Origin of the sequence: Pelagibacterium halotolerans B2, assembly GCF_000230555.1 — a bacterium.
In the GTDB taxonomy this organism is placed as follows: domain Bacteria; phylum Pseudomonadota; class Alphaproteobacteria; order Rhizobiales; family Devosiaceae; genus Pelagibacterium; species Pelagibacterium halotolerans.
On the sequence record NC_016078.1, the window covers coordinates 2,531,187 to 2,550,574 of the forward strand.

The 19,388-nt window shown below is 61.7% G+C and carries 18 protein-coding genes; 10 read left to right on the forward strand and 8 right to left on the reverse strand.

Annotated features, from left to right (window positions below):
- Nucleotides 1-76: 76 nt before the first annotated feature.
- Nucleotides 77-1,045, forward strand: a complete 969-nt coding sequence (locus KKY_RS12345; RefSeq protein WP_014131694.1) for a Gfo/Idh/MocA family protein — start codon at nucleotides 77-79, stop codon at nucleotides 1,043-1,045.
- 17 nt (nucleotides 1,046-1,062) lie between these two features.
- On the opposite strand, the gene KKY_RS12350 is transcribed toward KKY_RS12345, so the two are convergent.
- Genes KKY_RS12350 through KKY_RS12370 form a run of 5 tightly spaced genes read right to left on the reverse strand, consistent with a single transcriptional unit; the run spans nucleotide 1,063 to nucleotide 4,533 of the window.
- Nucleotides 1,063-1,344 carry a hypothetical protein gene (locus tag KKY_RS12350; protein ID WP_014131695.1) on the reverse strand — a complete coding sequence of 94 codons (282 nt, stop codon included), beginning with the start codon at nucleotides 1,342-1,344 and terminating at the stop codon, nucleotides 1,063-1,065.
- Complete coding sequence (locus KKY_RS12355; protein WP_014131696.1) at nucleotides 1,341-2,177, reverse strand: DODA-type extradiol aromatic ring-opening family dioxygenase; 837 nt, start codon at nucleotides 2,175-2,177, stop codon at nucleotides 1,341-1,343. The genes KKY_RS12350 and KKY_RS12355 overlap by 4 nt, the downstream gene beginning before the upstream one ends.
- 2 nt (nucleotides 2,178-2,179) lie before the next feature.
- On the reverse strand, nucleotides 2,180-2,950 hold the full coding sequence (locus KKY_RS12360) for an ABC transporter ATP-binding protein (protein ID WP_014131697.1): 771 nt from the start codon (nucleotides 2,948-2,950) through the stop codon (nucleotides 2,180-2,182).
- 21 nt (nucleotides 2,951-2,971) lie between these two features.
- Nucleotides 2,972-3,748, reverse strand: coding sequence for an ABC transporter permease (locus KKY_RS12365; protein WP_014131698.1), 777 nt, complete (start codon nucleotides 3,746-3,748; stop codon nucleotides 2,972-2,974).
- On the reverse strand, nucleotides 3,745-4,533 hold the full coding sequence (locus KKY_RS12370) for an ABC transporter permease (protein ID WP_139305045.1): 789 nt from the start codon (nucleotides 4,531-4,533) through the stop codon (nucleotides 3,745-3,747). Before KKY_RS12370 ends, KKY_RS12365 begins: the two co-directional genes overlap by 4 nt.
- Nucleotides 4,534-4,832: 299 nt before the next feature.
- Here KKY_RS12370 and KKY_RS12375 point away from each other — a divergent pair, with 299 nt between their 5' ends.
- The 5 genes from KKY_RS12375 (at nucleotide 4,833) to KKY_RS12395 (ending at nucleotide 10,112) form a co-directional block, all read left to right on the forward strand.
- Nucleotides 4,833-5,816, forward strand: coding sequence for an ABC transporter substrate-binding protein (locus tag KKY_RS12375; RefSeq protein ID WP_014131700.1), 984 nt, complete (start codon nucleotides 4,833-4,835; stop codon nucleotides 5,814-5,816).
- A 234-nt stretch (nucleotides 5,817-6,050) separates the two neighbouring features.
- Nucleotides 6,051-7,007 (forward strand): Bug family tripartite tricarboxylate transporter substrate binding protein, encoded by a 957-nt coding sequence (locus KKY_RS19660; protein ID WP_014131701.1) that lies wholly within the window; start codon nucleotides 6,051-6,053, stop codon nucleotides 7,005-7,007.
- Nucleotides 7,008-7,095: 88 nt separating this feature from the next.
- On the forward strand, nucleotides 7,096-8,583 hold the full coding sequence (locus KKY_RS12385) for a tripartite tricarboxylate transporter permease (RefSeq protein ID WP_014131702.1): 1,488 nt from the start codon (nucleotides 7,096-7,098) through the stop codon (nucleotides 8,581-8,583).
- A complete protein-coding gene (locus KKY_RS12390; RefSeq protein WP_014131703.1) occupies nucleotides 8,580-9,119 on the forward strand; it encodes a tripartite tricarboxylate transporter TctB family protein in 540 nt (179 codons plus the stop codon). Before KKY_RS12385 ends, KKY_RS12390 begins: the two co-directional genes overlap by 4 nt.
- Before the next feature lie 3 nt (nucleotides 9,120-9,122).
- On the forward strand, nucleotides 9,123-10,112 hold the full coding sequence (locus tag KKY_RS12395) for a substrate-binding domain-containing protein (protein ID WP_014131704.1): 990 nt from the start codon (nucleotides 9,123-9,125) through the stop codon (nucleotides 10,110-10,112).
- Between the two features lie 21 nt (nucleotides 10,113-10,133).
- On the opposite strand, the gene KKY_RS12400 is transcribed toward KKY_RS12395, so the two are convergent.
- Nucleotides 10,134-11,588, reverse strand: coding sequence for an aldehyde dehydrogenase family protein (locus tag KKY_RS12400; protein ID WP_014131705.1), 1,455 nt, complete (start codon nucleotides 11,586-11,588; stop codon nucleotides 10,134-10,136).
- 13 nt (nucleotides 11,589-11,601) lie between these two features.
- The gene (locus tag KKY_RS12405; protein WP_014131706.1) at nucleotides 11,602-13,416 is read right to left on the reverse strand and encodes a thiamine pyrophosphate-binding protein; all 1,815 of its coding nucleotides are present in this window, start codon (nucleotides 13,414-13,416) and stop codon (nucleotides 11,602-11,604) included.
- Between the two features lie 167 nt (nucleotides 13,417-13,583).
- Between KKY_RS12405 and KKY_RS12410 the strand changes: the two genes are divergently transcribed.
- Together KKY_RS12410 and KKY_RS12415 are read left to right on the forward strand one after the other, a co-directional pair.
- Complete coding sequence (locus tag KKY_RS12410; protein WP_158308073.1) at nucleotides 13,584-14,774, forward strand: LysR family transcriptional regulator; 1,191 nt, start codon at nucleotides 13,584-13,586, stop codon at nucleotides 14,772-14,774.
- A 73-nt stretch (nucleotides 14,775-14,847) separates the two neighbouring features.
- Nucleotides 14,848-15,753, forward strand: coding sequence for a LysR family transcriptional regulator (locus KKY_RS12415; protein ID WP_014131708.1), 906 nt, complete (start codon nucleotides 14,848-14,850; stop codon nucleotides 15,751-15,753).
- 208 nt (nucleotides 15,754-15,961) lie between these two features.
- Here KKY_RS12415 and KKY_RS12420 read toward each other — a convergent pair whose 3' ends face one another.
- Nucleotides 15,962-16,951: a substrate-binding domain-containing protein gene (locus KKY_RS12420; protein WP_041529408.1), complete on the reverse strand. Its 990-nt coding sequence runs from the start codon at nucleotides 16,949-16,951 to the stop codon at nucleotides 15,962-15,964.
- A gap of 349 nt (nucleotides 16,952-17,300) precedes the next feature.
- Here KKY_RS12420 and KKY_RS12425 point away from each other — a divergent pair, with 349 nt between their 5' ends.
- The gene (locus KKY_RS12425) at nucleotides 17,301-18,725 is read left to right on the forward strand and encodes an ATP-binding protein (protein ID WP_158308074.1); all 1,425 of its coding nucleotides are present in this window, start codon (nucleotides 17,301-17,303) and stop codon (nucleotides 18,723-18,725) included.
- The gene (gene fixJ, locus KKY_RS12430) at nucleotides 18,715-19,365 is read left to right on the forward strand and encodes a response regulator FixJ (protein ID WP_014131712.1); all 651 of its coding nucleotides are present in this window, start codon (nucleotides 18,715-18,717) and stop codon (nucleotides 19,363-19,365) included. Before KKY_RS12425 ends, fixJ begins: the two co-directional genes overlap by 11 nt.
- The last annotated feature ends 23 nt before the right edge of the window (nucleotides 19,366-19,388 follow it).

The window sequence follows — 19,388 nt, forward strand, 5'->3', positions numbered from 1 at the left end:
CCAATGTCTTGGACGTCGCCAGCACAAATTCAATAATTGTCCGCAAAATGACCGATAAGCGACTTATGGAGGCAAAATGCTCAACATTGCGATCCTGGGACCCGGGAATTGGGCCAAACGCCTGGTGGGCTCGGTGCAGGGGAGAAGCGAAAGCGTGCGGTTTTCCGTCGCCGGTAGCAGGGCGCCCGAGCGTCACGCCGATTTCGGAGCCGCCTTCGGCATTCCCGTCGTCCCCTATGCTTCGGTCTATGCGCGAGAAAATGTCGATGCGGTTTTGATCGCCACCCCGCATTCAGAGCACCGGGACCAGGCCATCGCAGCCGCCCGGGCCGGCAAGCATGTATTCTGCGAAAAGCCGTTGGCGCTTTCCGCAGCCGATGCGGACGCGATAATCGCTGAATGCGATCGCGCCGGCGTCGTCCTGGCCCACGGTTTCAACCGCCGATTCGCCCCCGCCTATCTGGAGATGGCCCGCAGGATCGGGGCGGGAGAACTGGGCACGCTTCTCCATATCGAAGGACAGTTTTCCGGCCCCTCCGGCCTTGCCCTCAAGCCCGGCGCATGGCGCGCCACCCGCGAGCAATGCCCCGCGGGCGCCATGACGGCGCGCGGCATCCATGCGCTCGATACAATGATCGCCCTGGCCGGCCCGGTCAGCCGGGTCTTTGCCCAGAGCGACCGGCGGGTGCTCGAAGTGGATGTCGACGACGTGACCTCCGGCCTTTTGCGCTTTGCCGGCGGTGTGACGGGCTACATTGCTTCCCACCACGCCACCGCCGAAATCTGGCGCATCCAGGCTTACGGGACGAAAGGCTGGCTCGAAATGCGCAGCGACAACGTTCTGACATTCAGCCCCACCGACGGTGCCAATGAAACCGTGGCGCTCGATCAGGTCGATAAGGAACGGAGCGAACTCGAAGCCTTCGCCGCCGCCGTCGGTGGAACGGCGGCATACCCTGTCACCTCCACCCAGGCGCGAAACGGCATCGCCGTGCTCCAAGCCATGGCGCAATCGGCAGTATCGGGCCAACCTGTCGATCTTTGACCAGCCCAGACGCGGTATCAGACGACCGCCGGTTCGATGCCGGCGACGGCCCGCATGCGCCGGTTATAGACCGGCAGAGTGAGCCCGAGAATTTCAAACCGGGTCAGATACCCCAGAAGAAAGGCGTTGGCCCCACGCAGGTAAAGCTCTCCAACTTCACCCGCCAGCACGAGCCGGCGCTCGTCCTCGCTCAGATCGAGCTCGGCCACCACCTGTTCGGGCACCGTCTGCATTCGGTAGCGGAAATTCTTGTCATGCATGAGCTGGTGGCACATGCGATTGACGCCATAAATGCTCATTGCGCCTCTCCCGCATCCCATATACCATAGGCATGACCGCGATGCTCCTGCAATGCGATGCTGCCGGCCTTGTCGTTCCCGACCGCCCCGATCATGGCGATCCAGTTCAGAACCTCGCCGCCCACATTGCCGGCCGCCAGCATGCGCGGTTCGGTCGCCTCGGCGATGAGCGTTTCCATCTCGCCCTCGACCATGAGCGCGATGACCCTTTTGGCCCAGGCCAGATCCGGAACGCCGTAATTTTCGCCCTCGAACATCAGCGGTCCGGCGACATCGAGCGAGAAACTGCCCGTACCGACCACTTCTACCCCGATATCGGCCGGCCACGCCTCAATTGCGGCGCCCAGCGCCTTGCCAAAACCATAGGCGCGCGCCGCCGATGGCATGGGTGGAAGATGGCCGTTGAGAAAGATCGGCACAACCGGAACATCAAGGTCCGGCGTCAGAAAATGGAGCGGCACGCAGGTCGAATGACCGATCTTGAAATTGGTCACGAACGCCGGATCGAATTCGGCCCGCACAAGCGCGGTATGCAGGTGCCGCGCCAGCGCCCTGTCCGAGCCTATGTCACGCGGCGGCATCAGTGCCACATCGTCGATGGGTCCGTAAAAGCTGTCATCGACGCCCACGGCGAAAGTGGGAAAATTGTCGAAATAGAATGTGTTGAAATGGTCGGTATCGATGACGATAAGGACATCTGGCCGGTGTGCTTCAATCCGCGCCCTGATCGGGGCAAAGAAGCTGTTTATCTCCCCCTCGGGACCTTCCGCAGCGGCAAATTTGGGAAAGTACGGTGTGTGAGGAACCCCGATCCCGCCGGTAATCCTGGCCATCGCTAGCGCTCCCCCGCCACTTGCGTGCGGCGCATGATTTCATTGAATACATGCCCGCGCAGGCGTAGAAATTCGGGATGTTCCTTGGTGGCAACCTGATCCCTCAGTTCAGGCAGCGACACCTCGAGCACCTCCTTGACGCTGGTGGGTGGCGGTGCGAGCACCACGATGCGATCGCCCAGATAGACCGACTCATCGATATCGTGGGTGACAAAGACGATGGTCATCCCGTAATCGCGCTTGATCTGCAGCATCAGATCTTCAAGGTCGGCCCGCGTCTGGGCATCGACCGAGGCGAATGGCTCGTCCATCAAAAGGATTTCGGGGTTATAGGCAATGGCGCGGGCAATCGAGGTGCGCTGCTGCATGCCCCCTGACAACTGCCAGGGATACCGGTCCATGGCATCGGCCAGCCCCACCGCCTTGAGCGCCGATTCGACCGCGGCTCCTTTTTGGCCCTTGTCCATCGCGCCATTGCCGCGCAGCGGAAAGCTCACATTCTCGCGCACCGTCATCCAGGGAAACAGCGACCGCGAATAGTCCTGGAACACAAGCGCCATGGTCTTTGGCGGCGCCGTTACCGGCTTTCCGTCGAGCATCACGGCCCCGCCGCTGGGTTCGAGCAGGCCCGAAAGGCATTTGAGCAGTGTGGTCTTGCCGCATCCGGACGGCCCCACAATGCAACTGAACCTGCCCTTGGGAAATTCAGCGGTGATATCGGCGATCGCCGAGACATCTCCGAACCGCTTGGAAAGATTTTCGACACGCAGCATGAATATTTTCCTTCTGGCCGCCTAGAGCGCCGCAGCCCGTGCCCCGCGATGCCAGCGCAGGACGTAAGATTCGATTGCGATGAGAACCATGTTGAGCCCGTAGCCCACGATGCCGAGCAGGATGATGCCGGCCCACATGGAGGGAATGTCGAACAGGCGCTTGGCCTGCCAGATCGAAAAGCCGATCCCGTTGGTTGCCGCGACGAACTCGGAAATCACCATCATGATAACGGCCAGCGAAAGACTTGTGCGCAGTCCGGCAAAGATCGAAGGCAGGGCGGCGGGGATAACGATGCGCAACAGGACGTCCCTGCGGCTTATCTGATAGACCCGCGCTGTGTCCTTGAGCGTCGGATCGATACCGGCGACCCCGGCGATCGTGTTGAGCAGCACCGGAAACAGGCACACCAGCGCGATAAGCATGATCTTGGCAAAATCGCCAACCCCCAGCACCAATATGGTCAGCGGCAGAAGCGCGGGCGGCGGAAGCGCGCGAAAAAATTCGACGAGCGGCGCCGTGGCGATGCGCGCCACGCGCGAAAGTCCCAGCACCAGCCCCAACCCGACCGCAAAGACCGAGGCCAGCCCGAATCCGGCCAATGTCCGCCACAGGCTGGGCAGGATGTCCGAGGCGATCTTTTCTCCCAGCCATCCGTCCCAGAACGTCGACAGGATGGTGCCGAGTGGCGGAAAGAAGAAATCGGCGCGCGGCCCGGCCCAGACCGCATAGGCAACAACGAGCACGATCGGTGTCCCCAATTCCAGGGCAAGCAGAACGAGACGATTGGCACGTTTCATGGTGTAACGCTCCGGAACGAGGGGTGCCAGAAAAGCAGGCGCGCTTCGAGCCGGGCAAACCCGGTATTGAGCCCCCAGCCCAAAAGACCCGAAGCGAGGATGAGGGCGTAGGCCACTTCCACATTGGCCCCCTGCCGGGCAATCAGGATCAATTCCCCCAGCCCCGGCACACCAACCACGATTTCCATGGTGACGACGATGATCAGCGCGACCGCCGATCCGATGCGGATACCGGTCGCGATGTAAGGCAGGGCCAAAGGCAGCGCCACGCGGGTCAACCGCTCGATCCGCCCCACCCCGAATGAGCGCGCCGTATCGAGCGCCACCGGTTCGACATCATGCATGCCGTAGATCGTCTGGATGAGAACCGGCCAGAAGGCGGCGAACGCCGCCAGAACGATCTTGCTCTCGAAATTGACCCCGATCACCAGAATGATCGCCGGGATGAGCGCAACGGACGGGATCGGCCGCAGGAATTCGACAATAAGCCGCAGGGCGGAATAGACGTAGCGCGAGGCACCCATGGCAATGCCAAGCCCCACCCCCAGCACTGCGGCAACGGCAAGGCTGATCGCCCATGTCCACAGCGTATTCCACAGGGCCATCCAGAAGACGGATGAGGCGAACTGGCCGACCAGCGTCACAGCCATCGTGCCGGGCGCGGGAAAGAACCGCTCGGGCAGGATGCCGATGCGGACGGTCAGCTCGATCAGTCCCACAAATGCCAGTGTTCCGGCCCAGGCCAGCCACATATCGGTCCGCCGCCGGCCGCCGCGTGATCTCATGACGACACGCCGGCCGATGACGAAAACCCGCGACGTCCCAATCGATGCTCCATGAGCGCTCCATCTCCTCCCCGCGACGGAACCTCTCACGAGCCGCCCGGTCAAACTCAATTGACATAGGTCGACCCGCGCGACCCACTACATAATCGATTGGGCTCGCATCCATTTCAGTATGCTCCGCGCCCCGATCGGGTGGCCACAGTTTTTTTGTGCGCAGACCACGCACTTCTGTAGTGGGGCCGAGGGTTCGGGCATGCGAGAAAAGGCCAGCAGATTGCCTTTTGGGAGGGAGCAATATCGTGAAACCAATCCACTGGACGCTTGGCTCGTCGGTTCTTGTCGCGACGCTGGCGCTGGCCGCGCCCGGCCTCGGGCAGGATCAGACCCTGAGCCCCCAAGACCCCTATCATATCGTGCTCGGCACCATCCCCATCGCCCCGCTCATCCCTGCTTTCATCGCAGTCGATCAGGGCTATTTCCTTGAAGAAGGGCTTGAGGTGGAATTGCGTCCCGAGCCCGGTGGCCAGGATATCGTGACCGCTGTTGTCGCGCAGGAATTCGATTTCGGCTTTTCCAACCAGACCTCGCTGCTCATCGCCCGCTCGCGCGGGCTGCCCATTCGGGCCATCGCCAATGGCGTTGTCGGTTCACCCGACGTCGAAAGCGCCTGGGACGGGGTGATCGTTCCCGCCGACAGCGAGATCGAAACGCCCCAGGACCTCATCGGAAAGGTCGTTTCGGTCAACACGCTCAACAACACCCCGCATCTTGTTGTCCTATCGGCGCTCGAAAACGCCGGCATCGAAGACCCCGCGTCCCAGATACAGTTCCTCGAGGTCCAGTTCCCCGATGCCGTGGGGGCAGTGTCCCAGAGGCAGGTCGACGCCGCATGGGTCGTCGAACCCTTCGTGACCGTCGGCAGTTTTTCCGATACGCGAGTCATCATGAACCCGCTCATAGAGACGGGCGAAAGCTTCCTGATGTCTGTCTATTTCACCTCCGAACAGTTGATCGAGGAGCGTCCGGACGTTGTGGCCGCTTTCACCCGTGCCATCAATCGCGCAATGCAATACGCGACCGAAAATCCCGAGGCGGTGCGCCAGGCCTTCCCGCGCTTCAACCAGAGCGCCAGCGAGGCGGTGGCCGAGCAGATGGCGCTGCCATTCTGGACCACCGAACTCAGCCCGTCCGACCTCGAACTGGGTGCCGAACTGGCCCTGCGTTACGGCTTCATCGAACAGATCCCCGATCTCGAGGCTTTCGTTTACTCCGGCAGCGATTGAACCGGTTCGTTGACATCGCAATCGAGCTCGAGCGCGGCAGAGCCATCTGCCGCGCTTCTTTCATTTCGGGCCGCAACCTTTGGGAAACGAAATCAGATTGCAGCGATAGTCCAATTGTCTTTGGCCCACCCACCGTCTTTGACTATGCAAAAAACCCAAGTGCGCCGGTTGGCTCGTGTCGGTATCGGTCCAACCGGATGTCATGGCTTTGCACTGGCCAAGTGGAGGAAAAACATGAACCGTCGAACCAGCCTGGCCCTCATGATGGGGCTCACCACCGCAATGGCGGGAACCGCCCTGCCGGCTTTTGCCCAGGACTTTCCCAGCCAGGAGGTCCGCATCATCGTTCCCTACGGACCCGGCGGCGGCTTTGACACCGCTGCACGCATGATCGCTCCCTACCTCGAACAGTATCTTGGCGATGGCGCCAGTGTCATCGTGGAGAACCTTCCGGGCGGCGGCGGCAATACGGGCCTGTCCCAGCTCCAGCGCGCCGCCCCCGACGGCCACACCATAGCCATTCTCAACCTGCCCGGGCACATGGGTCCCCAGGTCGCCGAAATGGCCAATTACGACCTCTTCGAGCTCGATTATATCGGCAACATCACCTCGACCAATTACGTCACCACCCTGTCTTCGAACTCCCAGTTCAAGACCATCGAGGATCTTCAGAACGCCGATCGCGTGATCGTCGGCAGCGACGGTCTCGAAGCGGTGGACCTGTTCTCGACGATGGACGCGCTGGAAATCGAATACACGCCCATCATCCATGACGGCTCCAACGACGCGATCCTCGCCTCGATCCGTGGCGACGTGGATATCATCCAGTTCACCTTCTCCACGCTCTACAGCTACATGCAGGACGGCGATCTGGTCCCGATCATCCTTCACGCCGACCAGCGCCACCCCGATTTCCCCGACGTCCCCACCATTGCCGAACTCGGCCACCCCGAAGTGTTGGCCCTTTCACGCGGCGCACGCGTTTTGGCCGCGCCTCCGGGGACAGATGAAGCTGCGCTCGAAGCCCTGCGCTCGGCGTTCGAACAGGCTGTGGCCGATCCCGACTACATCGCCCAGACCGTCGAAGCCAACATAGACTCCATGCCCACCAGCCACGAGACCATTCCGGCGATGGTGGAAGGTGCTTTCGGCGCCCTGATGCCGTTCAAGGACCTGCTGCAGGGCAATTGACGGCCTTATGACCTGAGCGCCGGGCCACCTCAGGCCCGGCGTGCGCTGTTTGAACCGCCGGCCCGGTCCGGCAATTGCGGATATCTTCATGTTAGAACTCGCCTGGCCGGCACTGGTCGACATCTTTGACGGCAATTCCATCTGGTTCCTGCTCATCGGTTCGCTGATCGGCTTCGTCTTCGCTGTTCTGCCGGGCCTGTCCGGCCCGCAGGTTCTGGCCCTGCTGCTGCCGGTGACGTTCACGATGCCATCAAACGATGCGATCATCCTTCTCATGGGCGCTGCGGGCGTTTCCGCATTCGGCGGCTCACTGACGGCCATTCTCATCAACGCACCGGGAACCGCCCAATCTGCGGCCACGGTGTTCGATGGCTATCCGCTGACCCGCCAGGGCCGGGCGGGTTACGCCATCGGAGCGGCCGCCTTTTCCTCTCTGCTGGGCGCGATATTCGGCGCGGTCGTACTCACGCTCATCCTGCCGCTCGGCCGCTATGTCGTCCTTGCCTTTTCCTATCCGGAATATTTCATGCTCGCCGTCATGGGCCTTGCCATGATTGCGGTTCTGTCCCAGGGCAGCCCGTGGAAATCGATAATGGCAGGCGGCATCGGGTTCACCCTCGCCTTCATCGGCATCGATACGACAACCGGCGCGCTGCGCTACACCTTCGGCTGGGATTATCTCTGGGACGGCATCAAACTCGTTCCCGCCATCATCGGCCTGTTCGGCATCGCCGAGGCCCTCGCCATTTTCGGCAAGCCCGGGGCCATCTCCAAGGAGCCGCCCAACACCTCGCTTTCCGGCATCTTCGAGGGCTGTATGGCGGTGTTCGGGAATTTCGGAGTGTTCCTGCGAAGCGCCACGATCGGCACCATCATCGGCATTATCCCCGGAGTGGGCGGTGCGGTCGCCAATTTCGTGAGCTACGGCCAGACAGTCGCCACCGCCAAGGACAAGTCGCGCTTCGGCAAGGGCGATATCCGTGGCGTCATCGCGCCTGAATCGGCCAACAACGCAAAGGATGGCGGCTCGCTGGTTCCCACCCTCATCTTCGGCATTCCGGGCAGCCTGGAAATGGCCGTTCTGCTCGGCGCCCTGACGCTGCACGGCATCAATCCCGGCCCGCGCCTGATGCTCGACCACGGCAACATCGCACTACTGCTGATCTACGCGCTGGTCCTGTCCAACATCTTCATCGCCGTGTTCGGCGTCCTGATCGCCAAGCCGCTCACTCACATCACCCGCATCCGCACCGTCTTTATCGCTCCGGTCATCATGGTTCTGGGCCTGATGGGCGCCTATGCCACCAACGGCTATATCGAGGACGCAATCGTCGCACTGGCCTTCGGGGTGATCGGTTATATCATGATGCGGTTCGACTATTCGCGCATTGCGCTGCTCATCGCGCTCGTTCTGGGCACCCTGCTCCAGAACAGCTTTCACCAGACCAACGATCTCTGGGGCATCGCCGGATTTTTCAATCGACCGATCTCCCTTACGCTTTTCTTCATCACCGTGCTGATGCTCGCGATGCCGGCCATCGTCAATCAGGTCCAGAAAAGGCACGCCAGACAATGACTTTCAACGCCCGTGCGGCCGTATCCCTGTCCATCGCGGTTTTTGCAGCGATCTTTCTGATTACCGCCTTCGACTATAACGCCAAGGCGAGGCTGCTTCCCGTGGTCGTCACCTCAGGTCTGCTCATCATGGCCCTGGTCCAGCTTGCAAGCGAGATATTTCCAGACCTCGCCAGATATCTCCCGTTCCTCAGGCAGCAAGGCCTGCTGGTCAACGACAAGACCAAATCCATCTCCGACGATGTCCGCTCGGTTATCGACGAGGGCCGCGAGATCCAGGACGAGGCAGCGCCAGAGCCTTCGGGTGTTCCGGGCCCTGCCGATACGCCGATCACGGTATTGATCTGCGTTGCCACCATGGCCGGCATGCTGGTGCTCATCCAGTTCGTTCCCTATTGGGTAGCCGTGCCTGTGTTCCTCATGGTGATGCTGACGGCAGTCGGACGCCAGAAACTGCCGATTTCCCTCGCCATTTCGCTGGTGACCGGCCTTGTCCTGTTCGGGCTGTTCGACCTCGTACTCAACGCGCGCATCTGATCGATGCCGCTGCTCGAAATCACCATAGCCACATGGGACTACGACCGTGTCCGCCCGTTGATCGACGGGCGCGTCACGGTCGAGGGCTGCTCCATTCGCTACCTGCCCATGCCGGTCGAGGAAATCTTCCAGCGCGCCTATTTCCACGAAGAGTTCGATGTAACCGAACTCGGCTTCAGTCCCTATCTCATCGCGCTTTCACGCGGCCTGACCGACTACCGCGCCATACCGGTCTTCCTCTCGCGCTCTTTCCGCCACAACGCGATCTATATCCGCTCGGATCGCGGGATCGAGGCCCCCGAGGACCTGCGTGGCAAGACCTTGGGCGTGCCCGAATTCCAGATGTCGGCTGCCCTGTGGGCACGGGGAATGCTGGCCGATCAATATGGAATTGCCATCGATGACATGAGCTGGGTTCAGGGCGGCCTTGAAACGCCCGGGCGCCGCGAGAAATTTCCGCTCAACCTGCCCGAAGGCTTTCCGCTTAGCATCGAAACCGGAAATTCGCTCAACGCCATGCTCGCCGCCGGAGAAATCGACGGCATGATCACCGCCCGCGCACCATCCTGTTTCATCGCGGGCCACCCGCAAATCCGCCGCCTGTTTCCCGACTCCAAATCGGCCGAACAGACCTATTTTCGAAAGACCGGCATCTTCCCGATCATGCATGCCGTCGGCATCCGCGCGGCCCTTGTCGAGCAGCACCCCTGGCTGGCCATGTCGCTGCTCAAGGCGTTCGAAAAGGCCCGCCGGATCGCAATGGCCGAGTTGTCCGAAGTTGCAGCTCTCAAGATCGCCCTGCCTTGGCTCACAGATCATCTCCAAGAGACCCGTGCGATCATGGGCGACGATTTCTGGCGCTACGGCTTTGCCGCCAATCGCCCCGCTCTGGAGGCGATGACGCGTTATTCCTTCGATCAGGGGCTTTCAGCCAGACAACTCGCGCCCGAGGAATTGTTTGTCCCCTCGACGCTCGACGACATCAGGGTGTGAAAGGGGGCCGACGGCCCCTTATCAGTCGAGCGCGATGTGAATATTCTTCTCGCGCGTGAAGCTGAGCATCTCCCCCAGGCACTCCTCGCGCCCGATACCTGATTGCTTGACCCCGCCGAAAGGCGCGCCGAGGAAATGCGGTCCGGCCTTGTTGATCCACACGAACCCGGCATCGGCGCGTTGCGCCATGCGATGCGCCCGCACAAGATCGCGCGTCCAGATCGAGCAGGTCAGCCCATACTCGACGCTATTGGTGATCTCGATCGCCTTATCCTCGTCGGTCCATTTCAGGATCGAAAGCACGGGACCAAAAATCTCCTCGCGCGCTATCGTCATATCCGGCGTCACATCGGCAAAGATCGTCGGAGCGACGAAATTGCCCTTTTCCAGGCCAGCGACATCGGCCGGTCCTCCACCGGCGACCAGCCGCGCGCCCTCGGTCTTGCCGATCTCGATGTAGCGCAGCACCTTTTCGTACTGTGCCCGGCTGATGAGAGCGCCCATCGTGGTTTGCGGGTCGGTCGGATCACCGGGTCTGAAAGCCGCCAGCTTCTCGACGACCCGCGCGATCACCGCATCGTAAATCTCCGCATGGATCAGCGCCCGACTGGTCGAACCGCATGATTGCCCGCACCACGAAAAATTCATGCCCGCCACGATGCCCTGCGCCACCTTGTCGATATCGACATCGGCGCAGGCGATCAGTGCGTTCTTGCCGCCCAGTTCGAGCATCACCGGCTTGACCGTCTTCGCCGCCTCGGCCATCACCGCTCGGCCGGTCGGCACCGATCCTATCAGTCCCACCATCGCCACGTCCGGGTGCCCGGCCAGCACCTTGCCCGCCTCGACGCCACCATTGACGCAATTGAGAACGCCGGGAGGAAACACCCCCTCCAGCAGTTCGAAAAACCGCAGAACCGACAGGGGCGCCTGCTCGGCCGGCTTTATGATGACGGTGTTGCCCGCCGCCAGTGGCGCTGCCATCTTCGCTCCGCAAAACATCAGCGGGTGATTGTAAGCGATGATGCGTCCCACGACCCCCAGCGGCTCGCGCTGGGTGAAGTTGACGGCATCGGGCCCCATGGGGATGCTCTCGCCCTTGATCTCGGTCACCAGCCCGGCAAAAAAGTCCAGCCCGTCGGCCGCCATGTCGACGTCCTTGAGCATTGCAGACACGGGGTTTCCGCTTTCTGCCGCATCGAGCTTTGCCAGTTCGGCCTTGTTCTCGCGCAGGATGCGTGCCGCGATCTTGAGCGCGGCGGCCCGGTGACGCGGTGGCGTATCGCGCCAGCCGCGAAAAGCCGCCTTTGCTGCCGCGATCGCCTGCGCCATGTCCTCGCCAGACCCCACCGCCACCGGACCGAAACGCTCCCCCGTCGCGGGGCTGGCGGTCTGGCGCGTCTGGCCATCCTTTGGCGCGTGCCATGCCCCGCCATAATAGAGGTCGCGATTTTTGGGCAATGTCAAAGTACTCATCAAAACTCCTCCTTTACGCCTCCGGCTTGAGCCCGAAATCCTTGGCGTAGCCAGGCTCGATCCGCGCATCGATGAGGTAACGCCCGCCGCCCCGCACGATTTCGGTGCCGCGCGCAATCGCCTGTTGCAGATCGGCATGGGTGCGAACCGGACCTTCCCCGTCGAACCCCTGCGCCCTGGCCATCGCCAGGATATCGACTTCGGGATCGGTAAGACGCTGGCCGATCCAGCGGTTTTCGGCCGGGCGCCTGCGTGCCAAGGCAACGCGCTCCTGATGCAGTTCGTCGTTGAAATAGGACGTGTTGTTGCCAACGATCACCAACAGCGGCAGGTCGAGATGACTGGCGGTCCACAGGGCGTTGATGCCCATCACCGTATCGCCATCCCCCAGAACTGCCGTCACCACACGCCCCGAATTGCGCAACGCAAGCGCCGCGCCGACCGCATGCCCGGGCCCGATGCCCACGGCACCCCCGCCATCCTTGCCCAGATAGGCCAGGGGATCGTTGAACCGGCAGGCCGTGCGGGGCCATCCAAGCGGCAAGCGGACATAGGTGACATCGCCCGTATCGGCCAACGCGCGCACCGCCATGGCAAAATCGCCGAGCGATATGCAGTCGTCCCTGTCTCCGATTGGGGCCGCCGGCAGATGCGCCGTCCAGTGGGGTCCGGAAAAATCCCAGTCCGTCCCTGTATCATTGCCCCCGAGCGCCGCCAGAAGCTGATGCGCCAGCCGGTCGGGATGAGCGAGGATGGAAATATCGGCTGCCGCAAGCGCCTGGATATCCATCGAGAACCCGTTGGCCATCATCTGGTCGAGCGAGCACTGAACGACCGGCACACCAATCGGGCTCACGGTCTGCGCCATGTCGGTGCAACTGCGCAGGAAGCCCGCCAGATCCATCCAGTCGAAACTCACGATCAGATCGGCTGCGGCGATGACATCCCTTTCCTCGTCCGAACGGTGCTCGGCGCAGGGCGCCACCAGATGCTGGGGATGATCGGTCGGAAACGCCGCCGGATTGTGGATCGAGGTCATCGCCACCGCACCGGTCTTTTCGACCAGCGCCACCCGTGCCGCCCAGTCCTCTTCACTGCGCGAAACGCGCCCGAACAAAAATACCGGCCGCTTCGCGCGAGCGAGCAATTCTTTCAGTTCCGCCAGCGTCTCGGCGGGCGCCGCCGGCATGCTTGCTGCAGCAAAACGCTCCAGCGGCGGCACGGTGGCCGGCGCGTCCCGCCGTTCCTCCTGCACCGAGACATCGAGGCACACATAGGTCGGTCCATAAGGGGCCGTCGTTGCGATCTGATGGGCCCGGATCAACGCTTCCACGCTCGATTCCACCGATGCGGGCTGATCATCCCATTTGACATAGCCCCGCACCAGCGCACCCTGATCGCGTGAGGTGTGGATCCAGTCGATCCATGGCCGCCGCTCATGGGCATTGACCGGACCGGTCGCGCCGACGATCACCATCGGCTGGCGGTCGCACCAGGCGTTATAGATCGGCATGGCCGCGTGCATGAGCCCCACATTGGCGTGCAGCCCCACCGCCATCGGCCTGTCGGTGGCCCGGGCATAACCATCGGCAATGGCCACGGCGTGTTCCTCGTGCAGGCAAACCACCATTTGCGGGCTTATGTTGCCCATGCCGTTAACGAGGGAATCGTGAAGGCCGCGAAAGCTCGATCCGGGCACCAGCGCGAAAAATTCCAGCCCCAGCGCGCTCAGCGTCTGCGCCACCGCGTCGCTGCCCCAATATCCAAAATCCACGTCGCCCGCGACTGGCCGCTCCAGTGCGGCCATGGACTTGTCGGCTCCTGCCATCGGGCGGTCTCCCTGTCTGCTTCGTCCCGGGCAAACTGCCTCTGTGTGGCGTGGATAGGAAATGCAAAGCCACGCCCATCCATGCAAAAAACTTATGGGCCTCTAGCTTTGATAAGCGATCGCGCTTACGCTTGCTTGAATAGTTCCATTACCCATTGGTGTTGTTATTGGATATCACACTAGGGCAGTTGCGATCTCTCATCGCGGTGGATGAAGCTGGCGGCTTTTCCGCCGCAGCGCTTCTTCTGGGACGGACCCAGCCGGCCATTTCCCGGGCGATCGCCCAGCTCGAAGCCATTGCCGGCGTGAAGCTTTTCTCACGGATGAAAGGCCACTGCACCCCCACGCCCGCCGGAGAAATCCTGCTTGCCCGGGCCGTTCGCGTTTTCGCCCGCCTCTCGTCGATTTCACGGCGGCTGGCCCAGACGGTCTCCAACCGCGAACTTCTGGCGGCGGTTACCATCGCCCGAAGCGGAACGCTTTCGGCTGCCGCGCGTCAACTCGGCCTCTCCCAGCCCGCCATCTCCCAGCACCTCGCCCACCTCGAATCCCGGCTTGAACGTCCCCTTTTCATCCGCACTTCGGCATCGGCCAGACCCGCTCCCGGCGCCTTGCCGGTGATCGACGCCATGGGCCTGGCGCTGGCCGAAATCGATCAGGGGCTCGAGGAAATCCGTTTTCTGACCGGAGGGAGTGACGGACGCCTGCGCATTGGTGCCCTGCCCCTTGCCCTGCCGCTGCTTTTGCCTCGTGCCATCGACAGCGTTCTTGATCGCTATCCCGACGCCCGCGTCGCCGTCGACGTCGGCGGCTATGAAGGGCTCGAAGCGGGCCTGCGCTCGGGTGAGATCGACGCCATAATCGGCAGCCTGAGGCCCGGCGCTACCACCCCCGATCTTACAACCCGCACCCTGTTTGAGGATGGGTTGACGATCGTCGCCTCCCCCGGCCATCCCCTGCTGTCCCATCCAATGCCCCGGCTCGCCGACCTTGCAGCGGCCGATTGGGTGCTGCCGCTCCCCCATGTTCCGTTGCGAGAGGAATTCGATTCCTTGCTGGCCGGGGCCGGCCTGCCGCCACCGGCACGCTGCATCGAGACCAATTCCATGACCGTGGTGCGCGCGCTGCTTGCCGCCCGGGCGCGGCTGGCCGTGGTCTCCCGGCACCAGGTTTCCGGTGACATCGACCGCGGTGCGATGGCAAAACTTCGCGCGCCCCTTTCGGTCAGGCGCCGCCCGGTCGGAATTACCCTTCGCGGCCAGGCGCAGCATACCCCGCTGCTGTCCGCCTTTATCGACGCCCTGGAAACAACAGCCAACACCAGTTCATCATTTCCGCAAACCGGCGAAATGCTCTAGAACGTGGCGAAATGCAGCGTTTGGGGCGGCACGAACCCCCAAACGCGAGGAGGATACGATTAACGAACGCCAATTGCGCTACTTCGCCAAGGTCGTCGAAGTCGGCAACATGACCAGGGCGGCGTCTCTGCTCAATGTCGCTCAACCCGCCCTCGGCTTGCAGATCCGCCAACTCGAAGAGCTGTTGGAGACCGAGTTGCTGATGCGCCATTCGCGCGGGGTTTCGGTGACCCCTGCCGGACAATTGCTCTACGAGCACGCCGTCAGGATTCTCAACATGTTCGAAACCGCTGAAAGCCAGGTCAAGGCGCTGGCCGGCACGGCGCGGGAAACCGTAAGGCTGGGCATCACCCATTCGATCATGCGGCTGGTGGGCTCGGAACTGATCGTCGCCGCCCGGCGCGATCTGCCAAAGGTTCTTCTCAGCCTTGTCGAGGAACCCAGCACCGTGCTGGTCAAGGAACTCGATGCCGGCGACATCGATCTGGCCTTAACTTACGATTTCGCCGAAGGCTCTCCGATCGCCTTCACCCCCATGCAGGTCGAGGAACTTCTGTTTGTCACCCGCGCAGACCGCGCCCCCGGCAGACCCGTCCTCGAACTGGGGGAAGCCCTTGCGTTCGAGATGGTGCTGGCCAGCCTGCGCGATCCCATCCGCCGGCTTGTCGATGCCGAGGCCGCCAAGGCCGGTCTCACGGTGACCGTCGGCTATGAGGTTCAGTCCTTGCTGGCCACCCGACAGGTGGTTCTGGATGGCCTCGCGGCATCCATCCTGCCTTATGGCGTCGTGGCCGATGAGATCGAAGAAGGCAAGCTCGTCGCCAGCCGCATAAAGGACCAGCCGCTCACCCGCACTCTTTACCTGGCGCGCTCATCGCGCGGCGCCCAGTTTGCCCATGAAGAACAGGTGATGAAATTGCTGCGTTCGGTCGTCAAGCAGTTGACCATCGATCTCGGTCCGCTCGCCCAGCCGATCTGAGCCAGAGCGCTTCCAGGATGAGTGGGCACCACCTGCCCCGTTCGGAAGCGGGGCAAAACAAGGACTTAGAGCGTGTCCAGCAAAAGTGGAAACGGTTTTGCGGTTCGGACACGCGATAAAACAAAGGCTTAGAGCCAAGGATTTGATTCAATCAAATCCTGAACGGCTCTAGAGCAATTTAAGCGACTCGAAGAAGCGCTGAAATGCTCTAGATCTTGGCAGCCGCCAGGGTCGAGGGATGAAACAATTCGTCGACCGAAACCCGCCGGCTCGAGAGCCCCTGGCGATAATGATGATCGAGAAAGGTTTCGAGCACCTTGCGGTTTGCCTCCACCCCGTAGGACCAGAAATCGGCGCCCAGGAGCTTGCGGGCGCGCTGCAATTGTTCCTCCACGAAGGGCAGTGTGACCTTGGTGGCCGAGGTATCGGAAAGTTTGCGCATACATGCCGCCTTGGACGCCTCGAACGCCTTCTGCACGCTTGCCGGCAGCCACGGATTGGCATCGACAAGCTCGCGTCTGATCCCCACGATATGCATGATGGGAAACACACCGGTACGCCGGAAATAGTCTTCCGCGGCGGCTGTCGGATCTTCAAACAGCCAGCTAACCCGCCCATCGCCGTTGAAACTCGAGGGCATGCGTGGCCCGATCAGCGCATCGATTTCGCCATCGGCCAGCATCTGGGACAGGGTCTTGTCGGCCGGCGCCGGCGTGATGCGGATGTCGGGGGGAAGGGCAACCGAGATCTTTTCGATCCGCCCGAGCTCTTCAATCCCCCCGCGCACCCATTCGATTTCACTCGGCTTGACCCCGTATTCGTCTTCGAACAGCGCCCGCGCCCAGACATTGGCCGTCAGTTGATATTCGCCAAGTCCAATGCGCTTGCCCCGAAGGTCTTCAGGGCGGCCGATATTCTTGGAGGTGTTGATATAGATCGATGTGTGCCTGAACGCCCGCGAGGGGAAAACCGGAATGGGGACATAAGGACAATCGCCATTGGCAATCTTGACGACCGTCGAACTCATCGAGAGCTCACAAATGTCGAAATCCTGTGTCCGGAAGGCGCGGAAAAAGATTTCCTCGGGCGAGAGACGCAGGCAGACCGCCTCCACGCCATCGATCTGAACCTCTCCATCGACGAGCGGCCGGGTGCGGTCGTAGTCGCCGACCGCCACAGAAAGACGCAGATTGCCCATAAAGCCTACCTCAAAAACACTTGCCGGCGCGCCAATGTCGCCAGCAATTCGCTTGAGATCGTTCATAGGAAATTGCGAGCCGGACTCACCACGTCAAATGCCTTTGGAAAGCAATATCACTTATGCATGGCACAGCCCCCGCCCGCTCCGACCGCCACCGGCGGCGGAGGCTGGACGCGGATCGATACCGGCAAAAGCATAGTTCACGAAATTACTGGGCCATCTGACATTTTGAGCAGCGCCTCTTTTTAAATTTACTTGCCGCCTTTCTGGTAAAATTTTACTTTGCACCCGGAAACCGGATGTTGCTGACGTCATGGGGCTGCCGAGGGATATTTTACTCGCCTACTTGGTTGGACTAGCGGGACTGATCCTTGTTAGTGCCCTAAAGCTTGCCATCGCTCCGGTATTCACCTCTTCCTTTAATGGACTCTTTTTCTCTCTGGCCATCCTGTTCGCCGCGGGCATGGGCGGAATGGCGCCTGGCGTTTTCACAACGGTCCTCGCGCTGCCTCTTGTGTATTTTTTCACCGACGAGAACAGCACCTCGCAGGGCCCCGACATGGCGTTGTTTGCCGGTGTCGGTTTCGGCATTGCCTGGCTCGGCGGGGTTCTGCGCGAGGAACGAAACAAGGCGATCATGGCCACACGGCTCCTGCAGCGCCGCGAAAACTATCTGCAGGCCATACTGGACACCATCTCGGATGCGACAATAGCGACCAAGCCGAGCGGAGAGATCGTTTCGTTCAACGCGGCGGCGGAGCGCCTGTTCGGTTATCGCGAAAAGGTGGTCCTGACCCGCAATGTCAACATTCTGTTGACGGAGCCCCGCCAACCTGATCGCGGCGGTGGAACCGAACGCGCCCCAACCGGATTTGCCCGTTTAATGGGAGGAAGCCGCCTGCTCAGAGGCAAGAGGAGCGACGGCACGACCTTTCCCATGAGCATTCATGTGGCCAGGATCGCAACGAGCGAAGGTCCACTCTTTATTGGATTTGCACGGGACATGACCGAACGTGAGCGCGCCGCAACCCGGCTCGAACAGACCGAGGCCGAATTGGCCCGGCTCTCACGCATGAGCGAAATGGGAGAAATGGCGTCCGCGCTCGCCCATGAAATCAACCAGCCGCTCTCGGCCGTCAGCAATTACGTGCAGGGCGCCAAGCGCATGCTCGAGGTGTTCGATCCCGCCATGCTGCCCGCGCTGCGCGAATCCCTTGCAGCCACCGCGACCCAGGCCCTGCGTGCCGGCGACATCATCCACCACCTGCGCATCTTCATGGCCCAGGGTGAAATCGACAAGGAGATCGTCGACATCAACACGCTGATTGAGGGCGCTATGGCGCTGGCGCTGGCCGGCACAAGGGAAGACGGCATTCTCACCGAACTCGACCTCGCGCCCGGACCGCTCGAAGCCCTGGGCAACCCCACACAGATCCAGCAGGTGATCGTCAATCTTCTGCGCAATGCCGCCGACGCGGTCCGGGCCAGCGAGCGCAAGGTGATCACCGTAAGAACGCGCCGGAGCGGCAAATTCGTGCGCGTCGAACTCAGCGATACCGGACACGGCATTCCTCCCGATTTCGGTGACGAGATCTTCAAGGCGTTCGTGACCACCAAACGCAGCGGCATGGGGGTCGGGCTGTCCATTTCCAGGCGGATAATCGAGGGGCATGGCGGCGCGATAAGCGCCCGCACCATACCTGGCAGAGAAACCATTTTCACCTTCACCCTTCCCTTGGTCGACAGAGAGATTCAGGCGCATGACCAATGATTTCCTGATCCACATTGTAGATGACGAGGAGCCTGTCCGGCAGTCTCTTGCCTTCCTGCTTGCCGCATCGGGCTGGCGATCGCGAAAATATGCCTCGGCAACCGAATTTCTCGCCACGGCCGAAGATCTCGAAGACGCTTGCCTGATAACCGACCTGAAGATGTCGGAGATGAACGGTATCGACCTGCTGCGGCGCCTGCGCAAGAACGGCCATGCGCTGCCGGTCATCGTGGTCACCGGCCACGGAGACATAATGGCGGCCGTCGACGCCATGAAGGCCGGCGCCAGCGATTTCATAGAAAAGCCCTTCAGTGAGGAAGTCATGCTGGCCACGCTCACCAGGGTTTGCAACGCGGCCCAGGAAGAAAACCAGGCCCGCCACCAGCGTCAGGCCGCGCGCGAAAAGCTGGAGTCGCTCAGCGCCCGCGAAACTCAGGTCCTCGAGGGCATCATAAACGGCCTCCCCAACAAGGCCATCGCCCGAAATCTGGGCCTCAGCCCAAGGACGGTAGAGGTCTATCGCGCTACGATCATGACCAAGATGCATGCCCATAGCCTTGCGGAACTGGTTCGGATGACGGTTCAGGGCAGCGACCAGTACCCGACGCCGGATCAATCGGGGCATACTGAGATAAAGTGAAGCTCACATTATCTCAGTGCGCC